At 54.7% G+C, this 13,686-nt stretch carries 13 protein-coding genes; 9 read left to right on the forward strand and 4 right to left on the reverse strand.

Features of this window, described 5'->3' with window-relative positions; translation table 11 throughout:
* Positions 1-3 precede the first annotated feature (3 nt).
* The gene (locus JOE21_RS08615) at positions 4-2,004 is read left to right on the forward strand and encodes a hypothetical protein (protein ID WP_309864823.1); all 2,001 of its coding nucleotides are present in this window, start codon (positions 4-6) and stop codon (positions 2,002-2,004) included.
* Positions 2,005-2,084: 80 nt separating this feature from the next.
* On the opposite strand, the gene JOE21_RS08620 is transcribed toward JOE21_RS08615, so the two are convergent.
* Positions 2,085-3,449, reverse strand: coding sequence for a DCC1-like thiol-disulfide oxidoreductase family protein (locus JOE21_RS08620; protein WP_309864825.1), 1,365 nt, complete (start codon positions 3,447-3,449; stop codon positions 2,085-2,087).
* A complete protein-coding gene (locus JOE21_RS08625; RefSeq protein ID WP_309864826.1) occupies positions 3,446-4,048 on the reverse strand; it encodes a DUF5819 family protein in 603 nt (200 codons plus the stop codon). Before JOE21_RS08625 ends, JOE21_RS08620 begins: the two co-directional genes overlap by 4 nt.
* A gap of 217 nt (positions 4,049-4,265) precedes the next feature.
* Between JOE21_RS08625 and JOE21_RS08630 the strand changes: the two genes are divergently transcribed.
* From JOE21_RS08630 to JOE21_RS08655, 6 genes are all read left to right on the forward strand, one after another.
* Entirely contained in the window at positions 4,266-5,501 is a 1,236-nt protein-coding gene (locus tag JOE21_RS08630) for an SGNH/GDSL hydrolase family protein (RefSeq protein WP_309864827.1), read from the forward strand.
* Positions 5,502-5,674: 173 nt separating this feature from the next.
* Positions 5,675-5,965 carry an Asp-tRNA(Asn)/Glu-tRNA(Gln) amidotransferase subunit GatC gene (gene gatC / locus JOE21_RS08635; RefSeq protein WP_309864829.1) on the forward strand — a complete coding sequence of 97 codons (291 nt, stop codon included), beginning with the start codon at positions 5,675-5,677 and terminating at the stop codon, positions 5,963-5,965.
* Positions 5,966-5,979: 14 nt separating this feature from the next.
* Entirely contained in the window at positions 5,980-7,437 is a 1,458-nt protein-coding gene (gene gatA, locus JOE21_RS08640) for an Asp-tRNA(Asn)/Glu-tRNA(Gln) amidotransferase subunit GatA (protein ID WP_309864831.1), read from the forward strand.
* Complete coding sequence (gatB, locus tag JOE21_RS08645) at positions 7,434-8,867, forward strand: Asp-tRNA(Asn)/Glu-tRNA(Gln) amidotransferase subunit GatB (protein ID WP_309864832.1); 1,434 nt, start codon at positions 7,434-7,436, stop codon at positions 8,865-8,867. The genes gatA and gatB overlap by 4 nt, the downstream gene beginning before the upstream one ends.
* A gap of 29 nt (positions 8,868-8,896) precedes the next feature.
* Positions 8,897-9,193 carry a hypothetical protein gene (locus JOE21_RS08650; protein ID WP_309864833.1) on the forward strand — a complete coding sequence of 99 codons (297 nt, stop codon included), beginning with the start codon at positions 8,897-8,899 and terminating at the stop codon, positions 9,191-9,193.
* 115 nt (positions 9,194-9,308) lie between these two features.
* Entirely contained in the window at positions 9,309-9,584 is a 276-nt protein-coding gene (locus tag JOE21_RS08655; RefSeq protein ID WP_309864834.1) for a hypothetical protein, read from the forward strand.
* Positions 9,585-9,747: 163 nt separating this feature from the next.
* Here the strand turns inward: JOE21_RS08655 and JOE21_RS08660 are convergent, their stop codons facing one another.
* Complete coding sequence (locus JOE21_RS08660; RefSeq protein WP_309864836.1) at positions 9,748-10,254, reverse strand: hypothetical protein; 507 nt, start codon at positions 10,252-10,254, stop codon at positions 9,748-9,750.
* An 82-nt stretch (positions 10,255-10,336) separates the two neighbouring features.
* Between JOE21_RS08660 and JOE21_RS08665 the strand changes: the two genes are divergently transcribed.
* Positions 10,337-11,281, forward strand: coding sequence for a diacylglycerol kinase (locus tag JOE21_RS08665; RefSeq protein ID WP_309864837.1), 945 nt, complete (start codon positions 10,337-10,339; stop codon positions 11,279-11,281).
* A gap of 1 nt (position 11,282) precedes the next feature.
* On the forward strand, positions 11,283-12,683 hold the full coding sequence (rlmD, locus tag JOE21_RS08670) for a 23S rRNA (uracil(1939)-C(5))-methyltransferase RlmD (RefSeq protein ID WP_309864838.1): 1,401 nt from the start codon (positions 11,283-11,285) through the stop codon (positions 12,681-12,683).
* A 115-nt stretch (positions 12,684-12,798) separates the two neighbouring features.
* Here the strand turns inward: rlmD and JOE21_RS08675 are convergent, their stop codons facing one another.
* Positions 12,799-13,620 carry an HAD family hydrolase gene (locus JOE21_RS08675; protein WP_309864840.1) on the reverse strand — a complete coding sequence of 274 codons (822 nt, stop codon included), beginning with the start codon at positions 13,618-13,620 and terminating at the stop codon, positions 12,799-12,801.
* Positions 13,621-13,686: the final 66 nt, after the last annotated feature.

A 13,686-nucleotide genomic window follows, 5' to 3' on the forward strand; every position in this document is an offset into this window, starting at 1 on the left:
CCCATGTGTCCTAAAAGTTCCCGAAATATGCCCGTATTCTTTTGGGATGAACAAGGCCGAGTCAGAAAAGGATGGACGAAAGGGTTTCTTTCGTCTGGCGGTTGGCTGGAGTTGGAGCTGGTTCGGGGGATCCGTGAGGGTTGCTCCGGAAAAGAAGAAGTACCGATTGCCCGGGTGATGCCGGTGCTTTCAGGAGCCAAATGGAGCGAGAGGGGTTGTTCCACCTCCTGTTTACAAAATATTCTGGATAGAATCATGGCCCGGGATCCCCTTTCGTTACTCATGGGTTGTCTTGAAGATGCATTGCGACGTACTGGTGTCGATTCACCCCCATTTCCCCGCGATCCTTCGTTTTGGCATCGATGGGAATGGATGCAGACCATGGCGTTGCGGCACTCTGCACGAAATGGCGAACCAGTCCATTTTTCAGTAGTGGAACGGGAATTTGCTTCATTAGCCGTCGGTGAATTGGACCGCCGTTATCGTAAGGATAAAACCGAACCCATGGTGGAAGGAAAAAATGAGGTGAATCGGGTTTCCGTTCGGCGGGGGGAATATACTGGACAGCTGCCTCGACTGGCTTCATTAGAGGCAGGGAAGCAAATGGGAAGCTTGTCGATCGCATCATTGGCGGAAATGGTCTCCCGTCTGGTCGAACGGGCAGAACGGAACCTGCGCAGGCGGATGACCGGAGAGCAGGTGGACCCTCTTTTTCTCTTTCACGAGGATGATTTTGTAAGCGCTTACCCGGGGGAGGTGGATCGTAACGACCTTGTTTCTTGGTTGAAGGAGCGGTCTGTCAGACCCGGGGAGTGGAAGGGGCGTTCCTTGGAATCGCTGCACCGGGAGCATCCCGTCCGGATGCGTCCGTTCATTCAATGGGGAGAAGGGCTATTTACATGGCCCCTGGCGGGAGGAGCGGGTCGGCATGCTTGGGATTGGTTGTTGCTGCCCGAAATGAACAGCAAAAGGGATGTAGTCGTGAGGGGAGAGAGGGGGAAGGAAGCGGTCCGCGACCGTGCCATTTCCTTGTTTCAGGAATCATTCCCGGATGCGGCGGTCTATCAAACCGTCCGCTGGCAAAATGATACCGGTGACAAAGGCATACTGGACGCGATCATCCGGGTGCCGCCGTTTTTGTTTGCGCTTCGGACGGAAGAAACGGTTGAACCGGAAGCAGCGAAGATGGATACGGTCCGGGACGGGATGAGGGAGTTGGTGCGTTTACGTCGGGCATGGGAAAATTCGTTCTCTGTCGAGCTGAAAACGAAAAACGGGATGGTGGAACGGGAAGAACGCTTGGTGGAGATGGTGGTGACACGGGAGCCCGTCGTCGCTGAGACTGTGGCAGGAGAGTGGCGCGGTTCCCCGCCGGTTTACTCTTTGTCGGAATTACAAAATCTCTTTTTCATTCTGGATGGAAGTGTGCGAAAAGCCGACTATTTGTGGAAACGGTGCTGTTCCAACATAACAGGTGAAGAATGGCAACGATTAGCCTCCTATTGGCTGACGGGTTTCCTGGACCGCCGGGAGTCTGGAGCGGAAAAAAAGAGAAAAAAAGAGGGATTGGAGCCGTTCCTTCCCTATCTGGAGCGGGCATGGGCAGGAAAGCGGATGCCCGCCATCGAGGAGAGTTTAACCCACTGGTGGAACGCGATGCTGCGGAAATTGGAGCAAAGCGATGCGCCTGAGGCCTTGTGGATCGGCACACATCTGGTCAACGTCGACCTTGGAACCCAGAATCGATTTGAACGTCAGATGAAACGATTAAAACAGGAGATCCGTAAAGGGATCCATCATCCCGATCCGGTTGTGATGAGTGAGTCCTATCGCCTGGTGGGAGCGGTCGTCGATCCGGCTGAAGAGCGAAAAACGCCTATCCATCTCCGCCATAAAGGATTACGGAAACGCTTGATGGGAGCCGGCGATCCATGGGTGTTGATCCTGTTTTACAGGGATGCGTATCGGTATCCATACTCCGGTATTCAACGGCTTCAGCTGTGACGAAAAAAAGCCTATTCCTCAAGGGAATGGATGAAGCGGATGCCTGCCGATAAAGAGAACCGATCCGCAGGATCGGTTCTTTATGCTTGATCCGATGGGGGGCGGAGGTCGCAATGATCGTCGCATCCCCCTGTCGGGATAATGGTGCGGCGGCTGGCGATCCAGTCGTACAAGCGCTGCCCGAAGCCCATGCCCTTGGCTAACCACAGGAGGGGCAGCGCCGGCCATAACAATGGCAGGCGTCCGGTCATCTGGATGATCCCATCGATCCCTTCCTGGAAACGGATGCCGTCGGCCGTACTGTGAAGCCGTTTTTCCAATCGGTCCGGATCCAGCCCCCACTGGGTGACGACACCCGGTTCACGAAAGGAAACGAACCGGATCCATCCAAACCAGTCGAGGCGGGAAGCCGTTTTCACACTCTTGGTACAAAACGGGCACCAACCATCATAGAAGACCGTGATCGCCATCGTGGAAATTCGGTTGTTCCCGGTCGTTTCACGATTCAATCCAATCGCTCCTTTCCCGCTGAAAACCTGTAGCAGTCCGTTCTTCAACCAACGGTACTCCCGATCGCGCAATAACAGCCATTCACAACCGATCATGTACCAGGAGAACAGCATCAGGTTCATCATCAGTCCGACTCCGGTGTGAAAGAGTACGGCACCCGCCACGGCAGCGTACTTGGTCCAACGATGGAGGAGTAAAAAGGGAAACGCGATCTGAAACAAAACGGAGGAATAGGTGAGAAAGACGATACCCGCTTCGGAGGTCCACACTCGCTCGCTCACCCCCGGCCACACGAAATCTTGAACCCGCATGGCATAATAGACGGCGGTTCCCTCCTGCCACATCGTCCCCATTACTTTATACATACCCGAAGTGAAATAAAGCAAAAGCAACTGGACCACCATAGACGCGACTGCTAAGTTATGGAAAAGTGCGGAATACGGACGAAGTGATCGAAGGAACCGGGGGATTACATCTTTCCGGCGACGTCGCAGCCAGGCATCCACGGACAAGCGTGCGCCGGCTTGGGTGAAGATGAAAAACAGGAGCTGAATCCGGATCAGGTTGTCTCCGCCGTTGGTGACGTTGGGGTTACGATAATATAAGGACCAAAAGACCAGAAAGACAAACAGACTCATCCATCGGGTCCACAAGCCGACGGTAAACAACAACGTTGCCATCAACCCGCCTACATAGACGATTTCCAACAACCAAGGGGACTGCGCCAGATGAAAAAGGGTCCAGATGCCCCGATCAGCCGATTCTGCAAGATAAGCCTCCCGCGGCCACAAGCCGGCATCTCCCCATAAGAGATGCCGGTCCTGCCAGTGATACAACAGAAAAAAAACGATTCCAAGCCCGGTAAAGATCCTGAATAACGCGACTCCCACCAGCGTATGGGGACGGGAAAGCCACCGTTCGATCCGGGTGATCATAATGGCCACTCCTCTTCGGCCGGGGCAAAGGGCAGCCAATCCGAGTCCTGAAACTCCCGTTGCATGAAGTCATCATCGCGATGACGTTGATCAAAGGAGGGAACCGCTTGGGTGATTATCCGAAAGCGGATTTCGTGAATGTTTCGATTGGGCCATTGTTTGGCCAATGCTGTAGAAGAGACGCGCTGTAACATTTTCTCCCCGTCCAGATGACGACTCTCATCTTTGTGGCGATAGTTTCGGATTCCGGAAATGATATGGCGGGAAACCAGTGCTTCGGAGGAGAGCCGGTTTCTTTGTTTTTGTTTGACCAGTGGATCCGTGATGTCCACCCATTCCGTCTCCATCATGGCTCCCGTCCGGGGGTTGACTACCCGGGCTTGTGCGGCCAGACTGCGGTGTTGGGAGACGGGGTTGGGAGCAAACAACATCCAGTTTTGCGTGAACAACGGATCCATATAAGCGTCGATGGCCTCTTTGTGACGATGGTTTACCGGATTGTCCGGTGTGAGAGAAAGCGTAACGAGGCCAAAATGGACGGCCAGCAATGTGATCGCAAGAGTGGCCACTGTCCGAAAAAGGGTTCGTTGAATGTCCACGCGAACACCTCGTTTGTTTTTCTTCCATCTTATCATGGTTGGAGGAATCGATAGAGAGTAGGGAAGCGTTTTCGCAATCGTCGTCGTTTTTTCACCCCATTGTCATCTCTGTGTAAACCAAACCATAGTAAAATGGGTTTATGCCGGAATCACTTGTCTGTAAAGATACATAGATGGGAACCATGCCGGAAGATTTTATGGAATGGAGCAGAAGGGGATGAAAAAAGTTTGGATCGGGATGTTGTCGTCGGCGTTGCTGATCACAGCATGGACAGTGATGGGGATGGGGATGGGAGTGGAAAGCAGCGGTCAAGTGGAAGGCTCAAACCGTGATAAAAAGGCCTGGGTCGGTTCCTGGACGGCCAGTCCCCAGTTTCCTTCGGGAGAAGCGGCCGAGGGGGTCTCCAACCGAACCGTCCGGATGATTCTGCGTCCCCACTTGGAAGGGGATCGAGTGCGGGTCCGCCTTTCCAATGTTTTTGGCGAAGGACCGGTCACATTCGGAGCTGCATCCATCGCGGTTGTCTGGAAAGACGCCGCCACGGTGCCCGGAAGTCAGCGGGTGCTTACCTTTAATGGAAAACGGTCGGTGACGTTGGAAGCGGGCCAGAGCGTACAAAGCGATCCCGTTCGCTTTGCCGTTTCCCGTGAGCGGGATGTGGCCGTCAATGTGTTCGTCGAGGGAGACAGCGGTTCGATCACCTGGCACCGTATGGCCAAACAAACCTCTTTTCTATCGGAAAAAGGGAATTTCACGCAGGATCACCATCCCCATCCCTTTATCAAGCGAACGGGTTCCTGGTATTGGGTGACGGGGCTGGATGTGCTGGCTCCTGAGGGAACAGGAGGGATCGTCTGCCTGGGGGATTCCATCACCGATGGTGCCGGTTCCACCAGCGGGGCCAATGCCCGCTACCCCGACTTTCTTTCCGACCGCCTTTATGCAGAAGGGATCTCCCATGGGGTGATGAACGCGGGAATTTCGGGGAATAAGATTTTGCGCGATGATCCGATATACGGACCCCGGGCCCTGGATCGTTTTCAACGGGATGTGCTGGATCAGCCGGGAGTTACCCATGTGATCGTCTTGGAGGGGATCAACGATATCGGCCATGCACCGGGTGAACGGGATCCTGCCGCTATCATCTCCGGATTGAGACAGCTGATCACCCAGGCTCATGACCGGGGGTTGAAGATCGTTGGAGGGACACTCCCCCCCTTTGGCGGGGCTGATTATTACACGGAAGAAGGCAATACCGTTCGTCGGCAAGTCAATGAATGGATCCGGAACAGCGGAGAGTTTGACGGAGTAATCGATTTTGATGCCGCTCTCCGAGATCCACAGCAGCCCCATCGTCTGTTGCCGGAGTATGATTCCGGGGACCATCTCCATCCCAGCGATGCAGGGTACCGCAGGATGGCGGAAGAAGTGGACTTGACTCTATTTCAGTGAAAGGGTGAGGAAGGCTTCCTACGGGAAGCTTTTTTTCGTCGCAGGATTCTCACAGGGGAGCCGGGGTAGAATGATATCCGTTTGTGCTATACTGTCAGAAGGATGTCCGCCCGCCGAAACGGCCATGACGGCCGGGAGGGACGACGAAAAGCAGGAACGACGGAGGTGGAAACATGGCGATTTCCAAAGAACAAGTGGAACACGTGGCCAAACTGGCCCGATTAAATCTGGATGAAAAAGAGGCCCGGTTGTATACGGAGCAGCTGAATGATATTCTTCGTTTTGCCGAAAAGCTGAACGAGTTGGATACCGATGGGGTGGAACCCACCAGCCACGTGCTGCCGATGGCTAACGTATTGCGGGAAGACGAGGAAAAACCCTCTCTGCCGCGGGAAAAAGCGCTGTTAAACGCGTCCGATCAACAAGACGGAATGTTCCGGGTGCCGCCGGTATTTGATGAATAAGAAGGAGGGAGAATATGTCGCTGATCAAAGAATCCATCCGTGATTTACATAAACGGGTGATACAAAAAGAGATCACTGCACAGGATCTGGCGGACGCATCCCTAAACTGCATTCAGGAAATGGATGGGAAGCTGGGAGCGTTTTTGCAAGTGGATGAGGAAGGGGTGCGGGAACGGGCGCGCGCCCTCGATGAGAGCGGGGTGGCGGATCGTCCCCTCGCAGCGGTACCCATGGGCATCAAGGACAACATCAGTACCAGGGGGGTGCTCACTACTGCCGGGAGTCGCATCCTGGGCGATTACACCCCTATTTACGATGCCGTGGTCATAGAAAAGCTGAATGATGCCGGGGCCAATATGATGGGGAAGACCAACATGGATGAGTTTGGCATGGGTTCATCCAATGAAAACTCCGGTTTTCACCCGGTTCGAAACCCGTGGAATCCGGACCGGGTTCCAGGGGGATCCAGCGGCGGCTCTGCGGCGGCGGTGGCATCGGGGCAGGTTACGTTTGCCTTGGGGTCCGACACCGGCGGTTCCATCCGGCAGCCCGCGGCGTTTTGCGGGGTGGTCGGATTGAAACCCACCTATGGACGGGTGTCCCGCTTCGGGTTGATTGCATTTGCCTCTTCTCTGGATCAGATCGGTCCCCTTACCCGCAATGTGGAAGATGCGGCCATGGTACTCTCCACCATCGCCGGACACGATCCCAAGGATTCCACTTCGGCCAAGGTGGATGTACCGGATTATCTTGCTTCGTTGACGGGGGAGATCCGGGGATTAAAAGTGGCCGTTCCCAGAGAATTAATGGGGGAAGGGATCGACGCCGGCGTCAAACAGCGCGTCCAGGAGGCCTTGAAACGGCTGGAAGGGCTGGGGGCAACCGTAGAGGAAGTGTCTCTTCCTCATGCGGAATATGCGGTTGCCACCTATTATCTGCTGGCACCGGCGGAGGCTTCTTCCAACCTGGCCCGTTATGACGGAGTACGATACGGAGTACGGGTAGAGGGGGACAACCTGTTGGACATGTTCCACCGCACCCGCAGCACCGGCTTTGGGGATGAAGTCAAGCGGCGGATCATGTTGGGAACCTACGCTCTATCCTCCGGTTATTACGATGCTTACTACCGGAAAGCGCAGCAAGTGCGGACCCTGATCCGGCAGGATTTTGAATCGATTTTTCAAACGTATGATGTCGTGGTGGGACCGACGGCACCAACGACGGCATTCCCCATGGGTGAGAAGGTGGACGATCCCCTCACCATGTATCTGAATGATATTTGCACGATTCCGGTCAGCCTGGCAGGTCTGCCGGCGATCAGCGTTCCCTGCGGTTTATCCGATGGATTGCCGGTAGGGTTGCAAATTGTGGGCAAGCCCTTTGACGAGTCAGGCGTTCTCCGGGTTGCCCATGCTTTTGAACAACATTCGGAACGGTTGCCTGAACCGCAAGCGGGAGGTGGTGTATCGTGAGCCAATTTGAAACCGTGATCGGCCTGGAGGTTCATGCGGAACTGTCCACCCGGACGAAGATTTTTTGTGGATGTTCCACCGAGTTCGGGGCCCCTCCCAATACCCATACCTGTCCGGTTTGTTTGGGACATCCCGGTGTATTGCCGGTATTGAACAAACAAGCGGTGGAATTTGCGATAAAAGCGGCTTTAGCCCTTAACTGCGAGATTGCTGAAACCAGCAAGTTTGATCGTAAAAACTATTTTTATCCCGATTTGCCCAAGGCGTATCAAATCTCTCAGTACGATCAACCCATCGGGCAAAACGGATGGCTGGAGATCGAGGTGAGGGGCGAAAGGAAGCGGATCGGGATCACAAGGGTTCACCTGGAAGAGGATGCGGGGAAGTTGAACCACTCCGAACAAGGAGGAGGTTCCCTGGTGGACTACAACCGAGTGGGGGTACCCCTGATCGAGATCGTTTCGGAACCGGATATGCGTTCGCCTGAAGAAGGCCGGGCTTATCTGGAAAAGCTGAAACAGATCCTGTTGTACACCGGTGTCTCCGATGTGAAAATGGAAGAAGGTTCGCTTCGTTGCGATGCCAACATCAGTCTCCGCCCGGCGGGCTCTACCACCTTCGGCACCAAGACGGAGATGAAAAACCTCAATTCCTTCCGCAATGTGGAACGGGCGTTGGAATTTGAAGAGAAGCGGCAGGCGGAGGTGCTTTCCCAAGGGGGCACCATTGTACAGCAGACGATGCGTTGGCTGGAAAACGAGAATCGAACCAAGGTGATGCGGAGCAAGGAAGAAGCCCATGATTACCGGTACTTTCCGGAGCCGGATCTGGTCCAGCTTCATATCGGTGCCGACTGGCGCGAACGGGTGGCAAACTCTCTCCCCGAATTGCCGGATGCCCGAAAAGCCCGCTATCGGTCTGATTACGGCCTGTCCGACTATGATGCCAGCCTGTTGACGGCAACCCCCCGCGTGGCCGGTTTCTTTGAGGAGACGGTGGGTGCAGGTGCCGATCCCAAAGCAGCCGCCAACTGGATTTCCGGCGAACTGTTGGGTTATCTCAACACAGAGGGCAAAGAGCTGGAGGAGACGGCCATCCGTTCCGATTCCCTGGCTGCCATGATCCGCTTGATTGAGGAGGGAACCATCAGCAACACGATCGGTAAAAAAGTATTTAAAGAGCTGGTGGTAAAAGGGGGAGACCCCAAGCGGATTGTTGAGGAAAAAGGATGGGTGCAAATCAGCGACGAAGGAAAACTAAAAGAAATTGTCACGCAAGTGCTTGAGGCCAATCCCCAATCCATCGCCGATTTGAAAAACGGAAAGGATCGGGCGTTGGGCTTCTTGGTGGGACAAGTGATGAAAGCGACGAAAGGAAAGGCGAACCCCCAGCTGGTTAACCAGCTGATCCGGGACCAAATCGGATTGTAATGTTCCGGTGAATGAATGAGGTGTTTTTGATGCAGATTTTGTACGGGGCGATCGTGGTGTTTTTCTTGTTTTTCGGAGCAAGATATCTCCAGGATGAGCCCCCTGTCGCGGTCCATTACTTCGTGATCGCGCTCTACTTTTTCGTCATCCTGTTCGAGTTTCGCGGCAACCCCTTTTCCCGCCGTATCTATGTGATGTTGGCGCTTCTTCTGTTGGGAAACGCGCTGGTTCAGTTTTTTTACGTGGAAAACGGGGTGATTTTCGGATTGGTAAGCCTGCTCTTTTCCTGGTTTGCCCTCCAGGCCCGCAGGCGAATTCCCCAATGATGAAAAGCTCGTCCCTTCGGACGGGCTTTTTTCCAGGGGATTATAAACTAAGTCACGGCGAGGCACACTGTTTGACGAACGCGCGAAAGATGCGCGCGTAAAAGGGGGCAACAGTGTGTCCAACGAGTTGGAGGCTGCCCTTCAGGCAGCGAAACAGGCCAGTGAGGCGGTAAAAGAGGCTCGGAACCTGGCAGATCCTCAGGTGCTGAGACAAGCCCAGGCTCTGTTGGAACAGGCTCAGGAGGAGTTGGATCAGTACCAGGGGCAGGCGGATGTGGATCCTGCCATGCAGGAGCGTTTACAGGAGGCCCGGGAGCAGGTGAGCCAAGATCAGGCGGTCATGCGGGATGTGGTTTCCATTAGTAATCCTGCCGGGTTTCATCAGTGGTAAACAGGGAGCCGCCGGCTCCCTGTTTCCATGCGGCGCCGTCCACGACATGGGCTTTCACCCGGCAATTATGGTAACCTAAGAACATCTTCCCCATGTGAATATGGGTAACCGGATTGCGGGCGGCCGGAAACGGTAATAAAAATGAAAAGAATACATCGAGGTGTTATTTCTCTTTCCAATCAGGAGCCAGCACACTCCAACGCTTTCCGCCGACAGCCTCCTGGGATAAGACCATCGCATCCCGCCAGGCCTCGTCACTGAACTGGAGCCATCGGACACCGTTTTCCAACACCACTTGCCATTCACGGGAGACCGAGCGGCAAGCTTCCAGCAAGTTGCCTCGCTTCAGGGAATCATAGTGGCGACCTTCATACATACGGATTATCAGCATCCGGATGATACTCTCATGCCAATCTCCCCCTGCCATCCGTTCCAGACAGCCCCGGGCGGCGGTATGGAGAGTGGCTGCCCGTTCGTGGTTGCGGCGAAAAGAGGAGAGGCCGGGCAGATCGCCGATCCCGTCGATCTGGGCCCATTGTTCGTCCAAGGTGAATAAAATCGCGTCCGCAACCAGTGTATGCTCCAGGGCTTGGCGGGCTTCCCGCAGGCGAAGGGGTTGGCACGGGGTTTCCGTTGGGATTACCGGATCGTTTTGATGAGAGGATTCCACCCGTCTGGCCTCCTTTCTCTTTGTTTCCAAAGGTATGCGGTTGGTTGGCAAGTTACGATCCCAGTGGAAAAGGAGGTTCATCATGAAGCGTGCGCGCCTGATTTATAATCCGACGGCAGGAAAGGAAGGAATCGAAAGGCAATTGCCGCGGATCTTGCAGCGGCTGGAGGAGAAGGGACTGGAGACGTCCTGTCACGCTACCCGTCATCCCGGTGATGCCTCTCATGCTGCGGCTGAAGCGGTTAAGCGGGGGTTTGATATCGTGATTGCCGCCGGTGGAGATGGAACAATTCACGAAGTGGTCAACGGCCTGGCCCCTTTTTCCTCCCGGCCGCAATTAGGCATTATCCCCAGCGGAACCAGCAACGACTTGGCCCGGGCGTTGCACCTTCCACGTGACATGGTGGCCGCCTGCGAGGTGATCGGAGAGGGGCGAGCCTGTCCCATGGATGTGGGGCGTGTACAAAACCACTACTTTATCAATGTAGCTGCCGCCGGTTTCTTGACGGAAGTCACCCATCAGACACCCAGCCGATTAAAAACGGTTCTGGGCCAATTCGCTTATTATGCCAAGGGGTTGGAGAAGCTAGGGACGTTGCTGCGCCCTTTCCGGGTCCGGTTGGAGTCTCCGCAAAAAATAGTGGAAGACGAGATCTATCTGATTATTGTCGCCAACAGCCCTTCCATCGGCGGATTCGATCAACTGGCGGCTCAAGCCGACATCGGAGACGGGTTATTGGATGTGTTGGTGGTTCGCAAAGCCAGTCTGCCGGAATTGGTCCATCTCGTGGGATCGGTCTTGAAAGGGGAGCATTTAGATGATGAACGGGTCCTTTATTTCCAGACGGACCGGTTGGAGGTTATTTCCGATAAACCGATGAAACTTAATCTGGACGGGGAATGGGGCGGCGATTTGGCCGGCCGTTTTGAAACCCTCGCCGGCCATTTATCCGTCTTGTGTCCCGCAGAGAACCAGGCTCCTTCAGGCAAATGGAAAAAACTTCGTCATCGGCGGGGAGAACATTGAGATGAAACAAAGACAACCTCCGGTTGATCCGGGCGACCGGATCACGATCGACATCGATAACCAGAGCCATACCGGTGACGGCGTAGGCAAGGTGAACGGGTTTACCGTTTTTGTCCCTTCCGCTTTGCCAGGGGAACGAGTTCGTGTACAGGTGCAAAAAGTGAAAAAAACATATGCACATGCCCGGGTGGAGGAGTGGGAAGAAACCAGCCCGGACCGTGTGGATCCATTCTGTCCCATTTTTGAGCAGTGTGGGGGCTGTCAGCTGCAACACCTGGCTTATCCGGCGCAATTGCGGATGAAAGAGCGCCAGGTGGCCGACAGTTTTTCACGGATCGCGGGAATGGAAGGGGTAAAGGTGTTGCCCGTGATGGGGATGGAACAGCCCTGGCACTATCGGAATAAAGCACAAGTTCCCTTTAGTGGAAGGCGAGGGGAGACGGTGGCGGGGTTTTACGCCGCCGGTACCCATGAAATCGTTCCCTATGAAAGTTGTTTCATTCAACAGGAAACCAATGATCAAACCATTCAGGCCGTGATCGACATCGTCCGGGAGCTGGACATTCCGCCTTATGAGGAGCGGTTACACCGCGGTCTGTTGCGGCATGTGATGGTCCGAACGGGGAAACGGACGAAAGAGGTGATGGTGGTGCTGGTCACCAATGGTCCGCGTCTCCCCCGGAAGCGGGAGCTGCTCACCCGGCTGGAAAAGCGTGTTCCCGGGTTGGCTTCCGTGGTGCAAAATATTCACCCCCGTCGGAGCAATACGGTCCTCGGAAAGGAGAATCGCGTGCTGTGGGGGAAGGGGTGGATCGAAGATGCCATCGGACCGGTCCGCTTCCGTATTTCTCCCCATTCCTTTTTCCAGGTGAACCCGGATCAGACGGTCGTATTATATGAGGAAGTGCGTCGCCGAGCCGCGTTAACCGGAGGGGAAACGGTGGTGGATGCTTATTGCGGCATCGGCACGATCGGCCTCTACCTGGCCCGTGATGCAGGACGGGTGTTGGGCGTGGAATCGGTGGAGCAAGCGGTGGAAGATGCCCGGCTCAATGCGGAACTAAATGGAATTATACACGCTTCTTTTGAAGTAGGGGCGGCTGAAGAGATCATGCCGCGCTGGGCGGATGAAGGAATACGACCGGATGTAATCGTGGTGGATCCGCCGCGGAAAGGGTGTGCCCCGGAACTGTTGGAAGCGGCGGTGCGGATGGAGCCGGAGCGGCTCATCTACGTATCCTGCAACCCGGCCACCCTGGCCCGGGATGCGGCCATCCTGGCGGATCAGGGCTATGTCACGAATGAGGTGCAACCGGTGGACCTCTTTCCCCATACACACCATGTGGAATGTGTAGCCGCATTTACACGGGAGGAGGGATCATCGATTCCGGATGGTTCTTGACTACCAAGTAACGAGGAAAAAAGGAATAGTCAACAAAGCCGAGGGATCAATCCCTCGGCTTTGTTGTTTTTGATCTTTTGCCATCCATTCCGAGAGGGTGGGCAATCCTTGATCCTCAAAAAAGATCGCGTATGCTTCTTACCACCCATAACCGATCATGAGCAAATGGAGCCGGGGTCGGCTGCAGCAGGACGGCTTTCATTCCCAGGTGAAGGGCAGGAGCCACTTCGTTTAAGAAATTGTCTCCGATGGAGACCGCCTCTTCCGGCAGAACGCCGTGTTCTTTCAGCAGGTTTTGAAAGATCGCCGTCGTGCCGGCGGGTTTGCGGGCGTCCGTCACCACTTGATGGAAGACTCCTGACAGATCCAGCTGGGAGAGCAAACGCTGAACGTCATCCTGTTCGCTGTTGGTAACTAACACCAGGGATTTCGATTTTCCTTGCTGTTCCAGCCAGCTCCGGAGTCCGGGAGTGCGCGTAAGGAGGTGTTCGTGAGCCGTCAAATACTCTTTGGTTTTTACATATGCGGGATAGGTGTTCCCCGCTCCGTAATGTTTGGCGACGGCAAAGGGAAGCCACCAACCGTCCCCGATGGCGACGATGTTTTCAAAATCGAGGGTAACCGGTTCGGGATACGTATCCTGAACGCGATTCGGGGTCCAGGGGTTTCCGTCCCAGTCACAGACGGATGCTGCCCGCAGGGTGATCGGATCCAGGGTGAGGACGGCATCCTGCTTCAGGTCATAGGCCTTGCCGATGGAAACGGGATGATCGCCCGCCAGTATTTGTCGATAAGTGCTTTCAAAGGCGGCTTGCCGATCGGAAGGAATCATTTGTTTTAACAGCGAAGCAAAATACTCAAAGTGGTTTGTATCTTCATACAGGGTTCCATCCAGGTCAAAAATTATCAAACGGACATTGAACCATTCGTTTTTCAAAGAATCCCGCCTTTCTCTTCGCAGATAACACTATACTGGATTTCCGATTGTTTGAAAAGATTCTGG

The organism is Desmospora profundinema, from assembly GCF_031454155.1.
GTDB lineage: Bacteria > Bacillota > Bacilli > Thermoactinomycetales > DSM-45169 > Desmospora > Desmospora profundinema.

Coding starts and splice junctions, on each gene's coding strand:
- JOE21_RS08615 (WP_309864823.1), top strand. CDS start 4: ATGTGTCCTAAAAGTTCCCGAAATATGCCCGTATTCTTTTGGGATGAA.
- JOE21_RS08620 (WP_309864825.1), bottom strand. CDS start 3,449: ATGATCACCCGGATCGAACGGTGGCTTTCCCGTCCCCATACGCTGGTG.
- JOE21_RS08630 (WP_309864827.1), top strand. CDS start 4,266: ATGAAAAAAGTTTGGATCGGGATGTTGTCGTCGGCGTTGCTGATCACA.
- gatC (WP_309864829.1), top strand. CDS start 5,675: ATGGCGATTTCCAAAGAACAAGTGGAACACGTGGCCAAACTGGCCCGA.
- gatA (WP_309864831.1), top strand. CDS start 5,980: ATGTCGCTGATCAAAGAATCCATCCGTGATTTACATAAACGGGTGATA.
- JOE21_RS08650 (WP_309864833.1), top strand. CDS start 8,897: ATGCAGATTTTGTACGGGGCGATCGTGGTGTTTTTCTTGTTTTTCGGA.
- JOE21_RS08665 (WP_309864837.1), top strand. CDS start 10,337: ATGAAGCGTGCGCGCCTGATTTATAATCCGACGGCAGGAAAGGAAGGA.
- rlmD (WP_309864838.1), top strand. CDS start 11,283: ATGAAACAAAGACAACCTCCGGTTGATCCGGGCGACCGGATCACGATC.